Consider the following 15284-nt stretch of genomic DNA (forward strand, 5'->3'; position numbering starts at 1 on the left):
TGTTCGCGTTCACTATGTGGTTGACCACCAACAACCCCCACCTGCGTGGGGACACGGTCCAAGCCGGGAGGCTGGGATGGTGTTCCTGGCCGGTGACGGGTCGTGTGGTTGGTAACAGAATAATGTTCCCGTGACAGAAACGGGAGACCAGGTTTCCCCCACCAGGGGTGGGGGTGCAGGTTTCCGGTGGTTATAGCGTGGGGGAAACGCCCGGTCCCATCCCGAACCCGGTAGCTAAGACCCACAGCGCTGATGGTACTGCACTCGGTAGGGTGTGGGAGAGTAAGTCACCGCCGGAATTAACGTAAGAAGAAGGGTTGAGGCCCCACCAGGGCCACTCGTCACGAGTGGACCAGGTGGGGCCTCCCCGCATTTAACACGCAGCTCCGATTCAGCATCCAACTCCGAGCCTCCTGGTCCGATTACTCAGGTCGAGCTCGCAGGTCCGCGCAGTTGGGGTGGAGGCCGGCGGTCTGGCGCCAGGTCCCCCATGGTGCTTCGATTCCGCAGGCGCTCTCACAGGTGGTCCCGGGCCTTCCGGTGTCAGTAATCCCCTCACCGCCGGCGCGATCAGCGCACCCACCGCCGCGCCGCCAGGCGCAGTCAGGCGGGGCTGGCAAGGGACGGCTGTGATCTCGGCAGCGCGCCCCACCCCTCGGCTTCGCTGCAGGTTTGCGCTTTGTTCCTCTGAGGTGCGGTCCTCCGTGATGCTGCTCTCCCCTCTTGTGAGCCAGGCCACCTGGTAGGTTTTCGAGCACGATCCCACGTGGTGGGTGCCCGCGAGCGAGAGGACTGCTGATCCGATGACGACGCAGGAACGTGAGAACAACAGGGCCCTCCTGTGGGAGCCGTCGCCCGAGGCCGTTCGCGAGTCACGGATGGCGGTCTTTGCCCGATCGGTTGAGGAATCCCGCGGGCTGAGCCTCCCGGACTTCGCGTCCTTGCACGAATGGTCCGTCAGCGACCTGGACGGTTTCTGGCGAGCGGTGTGGGACCACTTCGATTTTGTGGCGTCGTCGCCGGGGGAATGTGCCCTGCGGTCGGACGCCATGCCCGGGGCCGAATGGTTTCCCGGCGCCCGACTGAACTATGCCGAGAACAGCTTGCGGTGGGCGAGGACCTCACCTCACGCCGTGGCGATCATTGGAGAGCACGAGACCCGTGCGCCGGTCGAGTGGACCTGGGCCGATCTGGAGGCCCGGGTGGCGTCGCTCGCCAGCCGCCTGCGGGACCTGGGAGTGGAGCGGGGCGATCGCGTCGCGGGGGTGCTCCCGAACATCCCGGAGACGGTGGTGGCCCTGCTGGCCACGGCGTCCGTGGGTGCCGTGTGGTCGGTGGTGAACACCGATTTCGGGCCGTCGGGGGTAGCGGACCGGTTCGCCCAGATCGAGCCCAAGGTGCTGTTCGTGGTGGACGGCTACGAGTTCGGGGGCTCAGTGCGTGACATGACGGGCACGTACGGGGACCTGTTGGAAGTACTGCCCTCCGTCGAACAGCTGATTGTGGTTGATCAAATGGGTCAGGAGGGCGCGGGGTCCTTGCCGGACGGCGCCCTGCTGCTCTCCACCGTCTTGCGTGAGCCGGCAGAACCGGACTACGAGCAGGTCCCGTTCGACCATCCGCTGTGGATCCTCTACTCCTCGGGAACCACGGGTAAACCGAAAGGGATTGTCCACTCCCACGGGGGAGTGGTTCTGGAGTTCTGCAAGGCACTCGGTCTGCACGCGGGACTCGGGCCGGAGGACGTGGCCTACTACGCCGTGGCCACCACGTGGATGGTGTGGAACATGCTGGTGGGAATCCTCCTGACCGGCGCCCGCATCGTCACCTACGACGGGTCACCCACGTTCGGGGGCCCCGAGAAGTCACTGGCGCTCGCTGCACGGAACCAGGCCACGTTCTTCGGCACCGGCGCAGGGGTGCTGTCCATGGTGCAGAGGGCGGGTGTGGTGCCGAACGTTCGACTGGACTTCTCCGCGCTGCGCTCCATCCTGGTGACGGGATCCCCGTTGCCGGAGGCCACGTGGGACTGGGTGTACGAGTCGGTCTCCTCCACCGTGCGGCTGGGTTCGGACTCCGGGGGAACGGACGTCACCAGCGCGTTCATAGGGACCAACCCGTACCAGCCGGTGTACCGGGGCGAGATCATGGGGCCGTACCTCGGTGTGGCCGCCGAGTCCTGGAACTCCCGCGGTGAGCGTGTGTGGGACGAGGTGGGGGAGCTGGTGATCACCACACCCATGCCGAGCATGCCCGTGGCGTTCTGGAACGACCCGGACGGCTCACGTTACCGCGAGGCCTACTTCGACATGTTCCCCGGGGTCTGGCGTCAGGGGGACTGGGTGACCCAGCTGTCCGAGGGGCCGTTCATCGTGCACGGCCGCTCGGACTCCACGATCAACCGCGGAGGCATCCGGATGGGCTCCGCTGATCTCACCCACGTGGTGGACCGCGTGGCGGGCGTTGCGGCGTCCATGGTGATCGGTGCCGAACTGGCCGGCGGGGACTACTACATGCCGCTGTTCGTGGTTCCTGATCCGGGCACCCGGCTCACGGAGGATCTGGAGCAGCGCATCGTGGCCGCCATCCGCGAGCAGGTCTCGCCGCGGTACGTGCCGGACGAGATCATCGAGGCGCCGGCGGTGCCGCGCACACGCACGGGCAAGCTGCTGGAGATCCCGGTGAAGAAGCTGTTCCAGGGTGCGGATCCGAGCAGCCTGAACCGGGCCACGGTGGAAGATCCGGCCGTTCTTGACTGGTATGCCGAGACGGCGCGTCGGCACACCTCGCAACGGCCGGGGTCCTGAGGTCCGGAGCGGGCCCAGCTCTGGCCGTCAGTCCCGGATGTGGTGCCTGTTCGCGGCGTACAGCGCCCGCACGGCGGCTTCGATCCGCTCGTTGAAGCCGATGGCGTTCTCGTTGCTCCGCGCGCGCAGCGGTGCGCCCACGGCCACGACCACGGGCGGACGACCGCGGCGCGGCCAGTTGGCTCCCCGGGGCATGGCCTCGTGCGCGCCGATGAGGGCCACGGGCACCACGGGCACCTGGGTGGACAGGGCAAGCGACGCCGCTCCGATCTGGAACGGTGCCATCTTGCCGGTCTTCGAGCGGGTGCCCTCGGGGAAGATCAGCAGGGGGATGCCCGCCGCGAGCAGCTTCTTGGACAGACCTCGATTGGCACCCTCGCCGCGCCGGTCCACGGGAAATGCGTTGAACACGAGCTGGGTGAAGAACTTCTTGTGCCACGCCGTGAAGAAGTAGTCGGCGGCCACGCCCGTGGCCAGGTCACGGGAGATGTAGTGCGGCACTCCACTCATGACCAGCGGGGCGTCCAGGTGGCTCGAGTGGTTGGCGACCACCACGCACGTGCCCTTGACCCCGTACGCCGCCGGGTCCACCAGGTTGGTGCGGGTGATCGTGCGGTTCACCATGCCGCGGAAGAAGACGGTCTGCGCAACTCTCCGCGCGAGACGCCGCACCGGGTGGGTGTAGTGGGCCGCCGTCAGTTCAGCGGACTCCGCAGGGGGAGCCGGGGGATGGGGTTCCTGCTGTCCGGCGGAGCCCTCGAGGGAGTCCAGCACCCGGGGGCGGGGCTGCGGTTCCCTGGCCTTTCGGGGGCGTGCCGGCTTGGCGGAGTCGTTCTCGGCAGGTTCCTGGGAACGCGACATGGGATCAGGCCTGGATCTCGCGGCGTCGGATTCCCGAGATCTGACGGGAGACCCAGCGGACTGCGGGACGGGGAAGGTGGCGCATGGTGGTGGCCATGACCTTGTAGCGCAGCGTGGGGATGGAGATGACCTTGCCCCGCGCGATGTCCGCGAGGGCCTCCTCGGCCAGGCGATCCGCGTCCAGCCACATGAAGTCGGGGATCGAGGAGCCGGCGATGCCCGCGCGGCTGTGGAACTCGGTGCGGACCCATCCCGGCAGCAGGGCAGTGACCTGGACTCCCGTGCCGTGCAGCTCCACGGCCAGGGACTCGGTCATGCTCGTGGCGTAGGCCTTGATGGCGGAGTACTCGCCCATAGTGACGTATCCGGAGACGCTCGACACGTTGACGATCCACCCCGTTCCACGGGCGGTCATCGCGCGGGCCGCCGCGCCGGAGAGGCGCGCCACTGCGGCGCACATGACGTCGAACCCCATCTCGTGCCGGGCGAAGTCCTTGTCCGCGTAGGGAGTCTTGACGGAGAAGCCCGCATTGTTGACCACCATGTCGACCGGGCGGTCGGGGTCCTCGATGCGCCGCGCGACCCTGGCGAGATCCTCCGCGACGGCCAGATCGGCCCCCACGGTCTCGACGTGGATGCCGTGCTCGTCAGTGAGGTCGTTCGCCGTGCGGGCGAGGCGGTCCTCGTCCCGTGCGACCAGGATCAGGTTGAAGCCCCTGCGGGCGAGGGAGCGTGCGAACGCGGCACCGATGCCTGACGTCCCACCGGTCACGAGAGCGGTAAGCATGCCCCCAAGATACACTACGGTAGGCGTAGCGTTGAGTGGACCTGCGGGCTGACCTGCGGGGAGCCGCGCGGACGGGGTCCGCAGTCTGCCGCCCCGGGCCGGGCGGGCCACGCCCTGGACCGGGCGGGCCACGGATGCCCACGAGGTGGAGGCGTCGCCTCCGGCGGGGGTGCGTGGTCGGCCACGTGGTGCGGCAGCGTGCGCGGTGGGCCGGTGCCCGCCGCGCGGGTGGGGTGCGGTGGTCCTGGTGGCCTGCCGTGGCGGACGACGCCGCCCGCTCCCGTCTGCGGCGGAGCGGGCGCTCCCCGAGCCTGCACCGCGTCCCGCCCACGGACCGAGGGCGGTCCGCCCACCGCTTGTGAACCACCCGTCCACTGCCCGTGAACCAACCGCACCGACACCCGGAGGAGCCCTGTGACCGACAGCACCAGTGCTCCAGCAGCGCGCCCGCGGCCCCCCGAGCCGGACCCGCAGGCCGTCGCGAGTGAGTCCGTGGACCCCCGTACGGCCCGGACCGACCGCAGGATCGTGGCCGGGGCACTGCGCCTGCTCCGGGAGGGTGGTCCGCAGCGGGTGACGATCGAGGCGGTCTCGGCCCTCACGGGCGTGGCCAAGACCTCGATCTACCGGCGCTACGACAACAGTCCTCAGCTGCTCGAGGCGGCACTGAAGCACACGGCCGCGGCGGCGGGCTCCCTGCCGGAGGACGCCACGTGGGAGCAGGCGCTCACGGAGGCCGTGGAGCTGCTGCTGCGGGACATGGGCCTGGGGGTGGCGATCACGCTGCTGCAGGAGCCGGGGTCAGCGACGGCCCAGGTGCTGCGCTCCTCGGTGGTCCGCCCTCGGATGGATGCGCTGCGTTCCCTGCTGCAGCGGGACCGGGACCGCGGGCTGATCCGGGCCTCCGTGGACCTGGACATGGTGGTGGACTTCATCCTGGGAGCCGCGTACGCCCACGTGGCGCGGTACGGATCACTGGACGAGCAGTGGACAGAGCGCGTGCACCGGGCCGTGACCGACCTGATCTGCGTGCCCCCGGAGACGGACTAGAAGACGTCCCGTTCGTCCGGGCGCTGCGCCAGGTAGGACTTCACGTAGTCCTGCGCCGCGGCCGCGGTGGCCACGTTCTCGCCCGCCTTCTCCGACATGAACCAGCGGTGCTCCAGGACCTCGTGGACGATCTGCGCAGGTTCGCGCTTGCGGTGCAGCTCGGCGGGGACAGCGGACATGATGGGCGCGAAGATCTCCCGCATCCACAGCTGCGCCGTGAGGTCCTCGGGAAGACCCGGGTACAGGGCGTGACCGAACTGGTCGATGTCCGTGAGGATCCGCCGGGCCTGGTTCTCCTGGGTGTTCAGCCCCGTGAGGTGCAGGAGTCTGCGGCTGTGGTGCCCGGGCTCCACCACCCTCGGACGCAGGTGCACGCGGCCGGCCTCGTCGGAGTCCAGGGAGGCCTCCTCCACGTCGAATCCGAGGTCGTTGAGCCGCTCCACCCTGGCCTGGACGCGCCAGCGCTCCGCCACGGAGAACACCTCGGTGGCAGTCAGCTCCTCCCACAGCCCGTTGTAGGTCTCCACGAGCCGGTCCGAGACGACGAACGGGTCCACCGACCCGGGGTCCACCCCCTCCTCCGAGAGCCGCTGCTGCATGTGCTCACCGGCCAGCAGGTCCATGATCTCCCCGGCCACGTTGGTACGGGCGAGGTCGATGTCGTACTCCCGCTGCCCGCGCGTGAGCCGGGGATGCAGCTCACCGGTCTCCGCGTCCACGAGGTAGGCGGCGAACTCCCCGGCGTCCCGGCGGAACAGCGTGTTGGACAGCGAGACGTCCCCCCAGTAGAAGCCGGACAGGTGCAGCTGCACGATCAGCAGGGCCAGCGCGTCCACGAGACGCTCGATGGTCCCGGGGGAGGGAACCTGCTCGAAGATCGCGCGGTAGGGCAGCGAGAAGCTCAGGTGGTCGGTCACGAGGGCCGCCGGCAGCGGCTCGCCGTCCGGCGCGCACCGGTCCGTGACGACCGAGTCCGGGACCACCGAGGGGGTTCCCATGCGCTGCAGCCTCCGCAGCAGTCCGTACTCCCGCCGGGCGTAGTGCGCGGTGGTCTCCTTCACTGCCACCACGCGCTCACCCACGCGGGCGAAGCGCACTACGTGACGGGACAGCCCGCGCGGGTACGCGGCGAGCACCTCGGGCGGCCATTTCTCGAGCGGCACGTCCCACGGCAGCTCGAGCAGCCCGGGATCGGGAAAGGCCGTGCTGATGGACACGCCGCGCGGCGGGTTCGCGGGGGCCGAAGTTCCCGGCTGCTGGGTGTCGGCCATGTCAGCCGGCGTGGCCCAGGGCCCGGGCACGACGCCGCACGAGGTCCGCGAGTGCCTCGGCGAGGGTTGCGGGATCCGCCACGCGCCACGGGGCCACGGAGTCCTTGGCGCCCACCTTGATGCCCACGTCGCGAGGGCCCAGGACGGCCAGGGCGTCCTCGTCCGTGTCGTCGTCCCCGGCGAAGACCGTGACGTCCGGGCGCACCGCGGCGCGGATGGTGTCGAGGCCGTCGCCCTTGGTGGCGCTGAGCACCGAGCACTCGACCACCTGCTGCCCCGGGGTCACGCGCAGACCCGGCACCGCGGCATAGGCGTTCTTCATCTCGGCCAGGGCGCGCTGCGCCACCTCCGGATCGGTGATGGGGCGGGTGTGGAACGCGACGCCCGCGGGCTTGTGCTCCGCCCGCGAGCCCGGGTAGCGCGCCACGAGCGCCTCGGTGGCCGCCACGGCACGCCCCAGGAGCTCCCGCTGCTGCGGGTCCAGGGCGATCTCGGTGCCGCCGTCCGTGCCGGGGGCCGCCCCGAGATCCACCTCGGCACCGTGCGATCCCGAGAGCACCATGGCGCGGTCGGGATCCACCACGGTGCGCAGGAAGTCGAGCGGACGCCCCGAGATCACGGCCACCGTGGTGCGGGGCAGCCGTGCCAGGGCATCCAGGGCGTCCCTGGCGGCGGGCAGGGGTCGGGAGTCCTCGGGGCGTTCCGTGAACGGCGCCAGGGTGCCGTCGAAGTCCAGCGCCACGAGCAGGTTCTCGGCCTCCGCCGCGGCGTCGAGCGCGGCCTCGACCCCGTCACCCACGGTCGGCTCCGCTTGCCGCGTCACCCGGCCGTGCGGCGTCGTGGTCCGGTCCGCCCGCGCCGCCGGCGTGGGCCGCGAGGTCGTCGAGGAAGCGCTGGGACCAGTCCACGACGTCGTGCGTGAGGACCTGGCGGCGCATGGACGACATCCGCTTGCGGGCCTCGGTCGCGGGCATGTCCCGCGCGTGCAGGATGGCCTCCTTGAGACCGTCGATGTCGTGCGGGTTGACCAGGATGGCCTGCTTCAGCTGCTCGGCCGCACCCGTGAACTCGGACAGCACGAGTGCCCCGGAACGGTCCCGACGGGCGGCCACGTACTCCTTGGCCACGAGGTTCATCCCGTCCCGCAGCGCGGTCACGAGCATGACGTCCGCCGCGAGGTACAGCGCCACCATCTCCTCGAACGGGTACCCGTGGTGCAGGTAGCGGATGGCGGTGTGGGAGATGGTGTCGTGCTGGCCGTTGATCCGGCCCACCATGCCCTCCACGAGCTCGCGCAGCTGGCGGTAGGAGTTCACTCGCTCGCGGGACGGACTGGCCACCTGGATCAGCACGGAGTCCTCCACTGAGATCTCGCCGTCGTGCAGCAGCTCCCCGTAGGCCTTGATGCGGTGCCGGATCCCCTTGGTGTAGTCCAGCCGGTCCACGCCCAGGAAGATGGTCTCGGGGTTGCCGAGCTCCTCGCGGATCTCCCGCGCCCGCGCCTGGACCGATGGATCGTCCGCGAGCTTCTGGATGGAGTCCACGTCGATCGAGATGGGGTAGGACTCGGCGTGCACGGTCCACGTGGTCTCCTGGCCGTCCGCCGTGCTCTCCGACATCACCGCGGTGCCCTTGGTGAACTGCGCGCCCAGGTACTTGCGGGCGCAGCGCTGGAAGTTCTGGGCGTCCCCGGGGCGCTGGAAGCCGATGAGGTCCGCGCCCGTGAGCCCGTCCAGCACGGCCCGGCGCCACGGCAGCTGGGAGAAGATCTCGGTGGGAGGGAACGGGATGTGGTTGAAGAACCCGATGGTCACGTCCGGGCGCAGCCGGCGCAGCATGCGCGGCACGAGCTGGAGCTGGTAGTCCTGCACCCACACGGTGGCACCCTGCGCGGCCGTCTCCGCGGCCGTGCGCGCGAAGCGCTCGTTGACGCGCCGGTAGGCGTACCACCAGGTGCGGTGGAACTCCGGGGACGCGATCACGTCGTGGTACAGCGGCCACAGCGTGGCGTTGGAGAAGCCTTCGTAGTAGCGGGTGACCTCCAGCTCGCTGAGCGTCACCGGGACCAGGTGGAACACGTCGTGGTCGAACGGCTCCAGGGTTTCGTCGGAGGCGCCGTGCCAGCCGATCCACGCGCCGTCGCGCTGCGCCATGACCGGGGCGAGCGCGCTCACCAGGCCGCCGGGGGAGCGCCGCCAGGTGCTGCTGCCGTCCTCGGCCACGTCCCGGTCCACGGGGAGCCGGTTGGAGACCACGACGAAGTCGTAGCCGTCCCGGGGGACGGCCACCTCTTCCATGGACTGTTCTGCACTCATGCTGGTTCCCTTCCCGCGTACCGGCTGGTTTCCCTCCATCCTAAGTGGGCGTACCACCGCCGGGCAGGGGCGGCGCGTTCCGGGGAGGCCCCTGGGTGCCCGCTGAGTCGTGGGCGACCCCCGGGCCGGGTACCCTGAGGACGAGTTGTCGACACCCCGCCACGCCCCACGGAAGGACACCTGGCCCCCATGGTTTCCAAGAACAACAATGCCGGTTCCTCACCGGCGGACGCCCGAGAGCGGGCCCGGCAGATCGCCGACCGCCAGGCGCGCCGCCACAGCGGTCGACCCCTCGGTCTGATCCTGGGCATCGTGGCCCTGGTGCTGGCCATCGTGCTGATCATCGGGCTGGTGATGTGGCAGAACAGCAAGTCCAAGATCCCCGAGGCCGGCCCCGTGCCCGCGAGCGCCAACCAGTACGGCGGCATCACGGTCACCAAGGACGGCATCCCGCAGAACACCTCGGACGTCGAGGAGCGGGACCTCTCCAGCCTCCCGCCCGCCCCCGAGGAGCCGGACACCACCAAGACGCCCCCGGGCATCGTGGACGCGGACAAGGCGGCCACCAACGGGGAGCCCGTGCAGCTCGTGGTGTTCCAGGACTACGAGTGCGTGCACTGCGCGGACTTCGAGAAGGAGAACGCGGAGCTCCTCAAGAAGTACGTGGACGCGGGGAAGCTGGACGTGGAGTACCGCAACCTCAACTTCCTGGACAAGGCCACTCCCGACCAGTACTCCTCGCGCGCCGCCAACGCGGCCTACCTGGTGGCCGAGCAGGTCAGTGCGGACCAGTTCCTGGAGTACTCCCAGGAGGTGTTCACCCACCAGGGAACCGGTGGTCTGAGCAACCAGGAGCTCGCGGAGATCGCCGGGAAGCACGGGGCCTCCGTGACCGCCGAGGACATCGACGAGAACACCTACCGCCCCATGGTGGACGTGGCCACCCGCGAGTCCGTGACCAACGGCGTGGCCGGGACCCCCACCATGTTCGTGGACGGCAAGCGCTACGAGGAGGGGGCTTTCGAGGACATGCTCAAGAAGGCCGTCGACGCCAAGAAGTAGGCGCCGCAGCTTCCGTGCCGAACGGGCCCTTTTCCTCCAGGAACGGGGCCCGTTCCCGTGCTCCCGGGAATCATCGGGCGCGGGCTGCGCCCCGTCGGAACCGTGCCGGGGCAGGGCAGGGCAGGGCGGGGCGGCGTCGTGGGTGCGGCCGGGGCCCTGAACGGTGACCGCGCGCCCGCAGGAGGTGCTGGCGATCGGGACGTCGCCCGGTTGCCGAGTGCGGCGGCGTCGTGCGCGCGGCAACCACCCGGCGCGCACCAGGGGGGAACGGCGAAGGGGCACACGGTGTGTTCCGTGTGCCCCTCGTGTGCGCCAGGCGCTGTGGAGCCCCCTGCCGGATTCGAACCGGCGACCCTCTGTTTACAAGACAGATGCTCTGGCCATCTGAGCTAAGGAGGCGCTGCGGCCCCGGTTCGCTGCCGCGAGAACGGGACCGCTCCATGATACTGGACCGCGCCGGGCGGCCCGCGCAGACGACGTCGGCCACGCTCCCCGGGGAGCGTGGCCGACTGTCAGCGAGGCGCGGGGGTCATTCCTCGGAGATCTCCACCGCGGCCTGCTCCCGGCGTCCGAAGGCCCACAGCAGCAGCTCCGAGGGCTCGCCGCGCACGATCTTCACGCGGCGGGCGGACTTCTTGCCGCCGCGCACGGCGCCGAAGCCCGCGGCGAGGAGCACCACGGACTCGGACTCCTTGCGGAGCATGGCCGGACCGCCCAGCTTGAGCATGGCCCACAGGGCCTTCTGCTCGTCGTGGAGCAGCTGACGCGGGTGCCACTGCGGCTGCGCGCGGCGGACGTCCTCGTGGTGCACGAAGAACTCGCCCGTGTTCATACGCTTGTCCACCGGGGACCAGCGACCGGGGGAGTGCAGCGGGGGACGCTCCACGAGGTCCACGAGGGACTCCCACGGCATGGCGCGGTAGTCCCCGTCCACGGACTTGGTGTGCGAGCCCAGCAGCGGGAGCTTGGGCGCGAACATCCCGGGCACCGCATCCGGGCGCGCATCGCGGATGGCGAGGTGCACGGCGAGGTCGCGGGTGTCCCACCCCTCGCACAGCGTGGGGGCATCAGGGCCGACCCGGCGCAGCAGGGCGGCGAGGTGGCGGCGTTCGACATTGGCGAAGTTTGTCACGGGGACATCCGTTCTGTGGGGTGGACCATCACGACCACGGTAGACGCGCTCGGCCGGGTGCGCCACCGCGCCGGGGCACCCTGGCGCCGAGATCGGGGGTCCGCGCACACCGGCGGCACCGGCACGACGGAGCCACCGGGAAGCCGCCACGAGTGCGTGTGGAGGGGCGCGATGCCCCGTCCGGAGATCAGGCGTCCGCGTCGGCGCCCACGCCGGGTTCGGGTTCGTTGAACTGGGCCTCGTACAGCTCCGCGTACGCGCCCCGGGCATCGATGAGCTCCGCGTGGGAGCCCTGCTCCACGATCCGCCCGGAACGCATCACGATGATCGTGTCCGCGTCCCGGATGGTGGACAGCCTGTGGGCGATCACGAAGGACGTGCGCTGCGCCCGCAGGGCCGCCATGGCCTTCTGCACGAGCAGCTCCGTGCGGGTGTCCACAGCAGACGTCGCCTCGTCCAGGATCAGCAGGGACGGCTGGGACAGGAAGGCCCGCGCAATCGTGATCAGCTGCTTCTCCCCGGCGGAGACCGAAGACCCCTCCTCGCTGATCACGGTGTCGTAGCCGTCCGGCAGGGCCCGCACGAAGCGGTCCACGTACGTGGCCTGCGCCGCCGCGACCACCTCCTCGTCCGTGGCGTCCTGGCGGCCGAAGCGGATGTTCTCCATGATCGTGCCGCTGAACAGCCACGCGTCCTGCAGCACCATGCCCACCTGGGAGCGCAGGTCGTGGCGGGCCAGGTCCCGGATGTCGATTCCGTCCAGGGTGATCCGCCCGCCGTCGATCTCGTAGAAGCGCAGGACCAGGTTCACCAGCGTGGTCTTCCCGGCACCTGTGGGGCCGACGATCGCGACGGTCCGTCCGGGCTCCACGTGCAGGGAGAGGTCCTCGATCATGGGCTTGGCGCCCTCGGCGAGGGCGGCTTTGTCGTAGGAGAAGTCCACGTGCTCGAAGCGCACCTCGCCACGCAGCCGTGCGGGCAGCTGGGCGGTGGGGGTCTCGGGCTCCTGCTCGGGGGCGTCCAGCAGCTCGAAGGTGCGCTCGGCGGACGCGATGCCGGACTGCAGCTGGGTGGCCATGCCCGCCACCTGCGACAGCGGCTGGGTGAACTCGCGCGAGTACTGGATGAACGCGGTGGCGTCCCCCAGGGTCAGCTGCCCGGTGGCCACGCGCAGTCCGCCGAGCACCGCGATGCCCACGTAGGAGAGGTAGGAGATGAACTGCATGACGGGCATGATCGTCCCGGACAGGAACTGGGCGCCGAAGGCGGCGCGGTAGAGCTCCTCGTTGCGCTCGTCGAACTGCGCCTGCATCTCACGCTGGCGCCCGTAGGCGTGGACGAGCTCGTGGCCCGAGAAGGACTCCTCGATGTGCCCGTTGAGCTGGCCCGTGGCCTTCCACTGCTCCTTGAACATGCGCTGGGAGCGGGTGCCGATCACGCCTGCGGCCACCGCGGACAGCGGCAGCGCGAGCAGCGCCACCAGCGCGAGCTGCCACGAGACCACGAACATCATGACCACGATGCCCAGCACGGTCAGGACGTCCTGGACCAGCTGCGCGAAGGTCTGCTGCAGCGCGGTCTGGATGTTGTCCACGTCGTTGGTCACCCGCGACATCACGTCCCCGCGCTGGCGGGTGTCGAAGTAGCTCAGCGGCAGGGCGTTGATCTTGCGCTCCACCTCGGCGCGCAGGTCGTACACCACCCGCATCACCACGCGGTTGAGCACGTAGCCCTGCAGCCACATCAGCACGGAGGCCACGGTGTACATGGCGAGCACGGTGAGGATGAGGGTGCCCAGCCTGGTGAAGTCCACGCCCTGGCCGGGGACCAGGGTCATGGCGGAGATCATGTCCGCGGTGGAGTCCTGGCCCTGCGCGCGCAGCCCGGCCTCCACCTGCTCCTGGTCCGCCCCGGCGGGCAGGGAGCGGCCGACGACGCCGGCGAAGATCACGTCCATCGCACGTCCCAGCACGCGCGGCGCCCACACGCCCAGCACCACCGAGATCACCACGGCCAGGATCACCACGGTGAGGGCCGCCTTGTGCGGCGTGAGCAGCTTCATGAGCCGCGCGGCCGAGGGCCAGAACTGCTGCGGCTTGCGGGCGGGTTCCTGGGTCTCGCTCACAGCGCGCCTCCGGTGCTCTGGTCTGCCGACAGCTGGGAGGTGACGATCTCCCGGTACGTGGTGCTACTCGCCACGAGCTCCTCGTGGGTGCCCCGGGCGGTGATGCGGCCCCGTTCGAGGACCAGGATCTCGTCCGCGCCCGTGATGGTGGAGACGCGCTGGGCCACGGTGACCACGGTGGCGTCCCGGGTGACCGGGCGCAGCGCCGCGCGCAGCCGGGCGTCGGTGGCCACGTCCAGTGCGGAGAAGGAGTCGTCGAAGACGTAGACGCTCGGGCGCGCCACGAGGGCACGGGCAATGCTGAGCCGCTGGCGCTGACCGCCCGAGACGTTGGTTCCGCCCTGGGACACGGGGGCGTCGAGACCCTGGGGCATGGCCCGCACGAAGTCCTCCGCCTGCGCCACGCGCAGGGCCTCCCACAGCTCCTCGTCCGTGGCGTCCTCACGCCCGAAGCGCAGGTTGCTCGCCACGGTGCCCGAGAACAGGAAGGGACGCTGGGGCACCAGGCCCACCCGCCCGGCCAGGTCCTCGGGGGCGTAGTCCGGCAGCGCCAGCCCGTCCAGCAGCACCTCGCCACCCACGGGGTCGATGAGGCGGGGGATCAGGTTGATGAGGGTGCTCTTCCCGGATCCGGTGGCCCCCACGATCGCCACGGTCCGCCCGGGCTCCGCGGTGAAGCAGATGTCGTCCAGCACGGGTGCCTCGGCCCCGGGGTACTGGAAGGTGACGTCCCGGAACTCGAGCCTGCCGCGAGCGCGCGGGGCCGCGGCCGGCCGCTGCGGGGGGTGCATGGCCGGGTGGGTGTCCAGCACCTCGGTGATGCGCTCGGCGCTGACCACCGCGCGCGGGACCATCATGAACATGAACGTGGCCATCATGACGGCCATCAGGATCTGGAGCATGTACTGCAGGAACGCCGTGAGGGCGCCCACCTCGATCTGCCCCTGGTCCACGCGCTGGCCGCCGAACCACAGCACGGCCGCGGTGGCCAGGTGCATGACCATGTTGATCACGGGGAACATCAGCACGAACAGTGCGCCGATCTTGAGGGAGATGTCCGTGATGTCCTGGTTGGCACGGGCGAAGCGCCGCGTCTCGAAGGGTTCCTTCACGAACGCGCGGATCACGCGGATGCCGGTGATCTGCTCGCGCAGCACCCCGTTGATGCCGTCGATGCGCTCCTGCATGGTGCGGAACCACGGCATGAGCCGGGAGACCACGAGCCCCAGCAGCACGCCCATCACGGGGATGGAGACCCACACGAGCCACGACAGCCCGGGGTCCTCCCGCAGGGCCATGATGATCCCGCCCACGCACATGATGGGTGCCATGACCATGAAGTTCAGGGCCATGAGCGTGAGCATCTGGATCTGCTGCACGTCGTTGGTGTTGCGGGTGATCAGCGAGGGCGCGCCAAAGCTCCCGACCTCGCGCGCGCTGAACGAGCCGACCCGCAGGAACACGCTGCGGCGCAGGTCGCGACCCACGCCGATCGCGGTGCGGGCGCCGCACCACACGGCGACCACGGCCGAGACCACCTGCACCAGGGCGACCGCCAGCATCACGGCGCCCGTGCTCCAGATGTAGTCGGTGTCCCCCTTGGTCACGCCGTTGTCGATGATCCTGGCATTGAGGCTGGGCAGGGAGAGGGTGGCGATCGTGGAGATCAGCTGGAAGACCAGGACGCCCACCACCCAGGGACGGTAGGGGCGGGCGTGGATGCGCAGAAGACGCAGCAGCATGAGGGTCGATCCTGACGCAGAGCAGCGCGGCCGGAGCCGATGACGGGCCCAATATACGCGTTGGCACGGACACGGTTGCGCCGGGGACGACCGGAGAAATGTGGGAAAAAGGGTGGTAAAACCACATAAACA

Annotated in this window: 11 protein-coding genes, 1 tRNA gene and 1 rRNA gene; 4 read left to right on the forward strand and 9 right to left on the reverse strand. The window is 70.0% G+C overall.

What is annotated here, in order from left to right:
• The first annotated feature begins 182 nt into the window (after positions 1-182).
• Together rrf and AABM36_RS04920 are read left to right on the forward strand one after the other, a co-directional pair.
• Positions 183-299: ribosomal RNA gene (rrf, locus tag AABM36_RS04915) — 5S ribosomal RNA — on the forward strand.
• 504 nt (positions 300-803) lie between these two features.
• Complete coding sequence (locus AABM36_RS04920) at positions 804-2807, forward strand: acetoacetate--CoA ligase (protein ID WP_423447662.1); 2004 nt, start codon at positions 804-806, stop codon at positions 2805-2807.
• A 27-nt stretch (positions 2808-2834) separates the two neighbouring features.
• Here AABM36_RS04920 and AABM36_RS04925 read toward each other — a convergent pair whose 3' ends face one another.
• Positions 2835-3668 carry a lysophospholipid acyltransferase family protein gene (locus AABM36_RS04925; protein ID WP_019310271.1) on the reverse strand — a complete coding sequence of 278 codons (834 nt, stop codon included), beginning with the start codon at positions 3666-3668 and terminating at the stop codon, positions 2835-2837.
• Between the two features lie 4 nt (positions 3669-3672).
• A complete protein-coding gene (locus AABM36_RS04930; RefSeq protein ID WP_019310270.1) occupies positions 3673-4455 on the reverse strand; it encodes an SDR family NAD(P)-dependent oxidoreductase in 783 nt (260 codons plus the stop codon).
• Positions 4456-4869: 414 nt separating this feature from the next.
• Here AABM36_RS04930 and AABM36_RS04935 point away from each other — a divergent pair, with 414 nt between their 5' ends.
• Positions 4870-5505 carry a TetR/AcrR family transcriptional regulator gene (locus tag AABM36_RS04935; RefSeq protein WP_019310269.1) on the forward strand — a complete coding sequence of 212 codons (636 nt, stop codon included), beginning with the start codon at positions 4870-4872 and terminating at the stop codon, positions 5503-5505.
• On the opposite strand, the gene AABM36_RS04940 is transcribed toward AABM36_RS04935, so the two are convergent.
• The 3 genes from AABM36_RS04940 to AABM36_RS04950 are packed head-to-tail and all read right to left on the reverse strand — an operon-like array spanning position 5502 to position 9091.
• On the reverse strand, positions 5502-6776 hold the full coding sequence (locus tag AABM36_RS04940; protein WP_423447665.1) for a DUF4032 domain-containing protein: 1275 nt from the start codon (positions 6774-6776) through the stop codon (positions 5502-5504). The two genes, AABM36_RS04935 and AABM36_RS04940, sit on opposite strands and share 4 nt — an antisense overlap.
• A gap of 1 nt (position 6777) precedes the next feature.
• Positions 6778-7575, reverse strand: coding sequence for a trehalose-phosphatase (gene otsB / locus AABM36_RS04945; RefSeq protein WP_423447667.1), 798 nt, complete (start codon positions 7573-7575; stop codon positions 6778-6780).
• The gene (locus AABM36_RS04950) at positions 7568-9091 is read right to left on the reverse strand and encodes an alpha,alpha-trehalose-phosphate synthase (UDP-forming) (RefSeq protein ID WP_423447669.1); all 1524 of its coding nucleotides are present in this window, start codon (positions 9089-9091) and stop codon (positions 7568-7570) included. Before AABM36_RS04950 ends, otsB begins: the two co-directional genes overlap by 8 nt.
• Positions 9092-9280: 189 nt before the next feature.
• On the opposite strand from AABM36_RS04950, the gene AABM36_RS04955 reads away from it, so the two are divergent.
• On the forward strand, positions 9281-10153 hold the full coding sequence (locus AABM36_RS04955) for a thioredoxin domain-containing protein (RefSeq protein ID WP_019310265.1): 873 nt from the start codon (positions 9281-9283) through the stop codon (positions 10151-10153).
• 322 nt (positions 10154-10475) lie between these two features.
• On the opposite strand, the gene AABM36_RS04960 is transcribed toward AABM36_RS04955, so the two are convergent.
• The 4 genes from AABM36_RS04960 to AABM36_RS04975 all read right to left on the reverse strand — a co-directional run bounded on the left by AABM36_RS04960 (position 10476) and on the right by AABM36_RS04975 (position 15152).
• Positions 10476-10552, reverse strand: a tRNA-Thr gene (locus tag AABM36_RS04960).
• Between the two features lie 130 nt (positions 10553-10682).
• Positions 10683-11285, reverse strand: a complete 603-nt coding sequence (locus AABM36_RS04965; protein WP_019310264.1) for a TIGR03085 family metal-binding protein — start codon at positions 11283-11285, stop codon at positions 10683-10685.
• A gap of 187 nt (positions 11286-11472) precedes the next feature.
• Complete coding sequence (locus tag AABM36_RS04970) at positions 11473-13410, reverse strand: ABC transporter ATP-binding protein (protein ID WP_019310263.1); 1938 nt, start codon at positions 13408-13410, stop codon at positions 11473-11475.
• Entirely contained in the window at positions 13407-15152 is a 1746-nt protein-coding gene (locus AABM36_RS04975; RefSeq protein WP_019310262.1) for an ABC transporter ATP-binding protein, read from the reverse strand. Before AABM36_RS04975 ends, AABM36_RS04970 begins: the two co-directional genes overlap by 4 nt.
• Positions 15153-15284 lie beyond the last annotated feature (132 nt).

Source organism: Kocuria sp. KSNUG (assembly GCF_049532735.1).
In the GTDB taxonomy this organism is placed as follows: Bacteria; Actinomycetota; Actinomycetes; order Actinomycetales; family Micrococcaceae; genus Kocuria; species Kocuria rhizophila.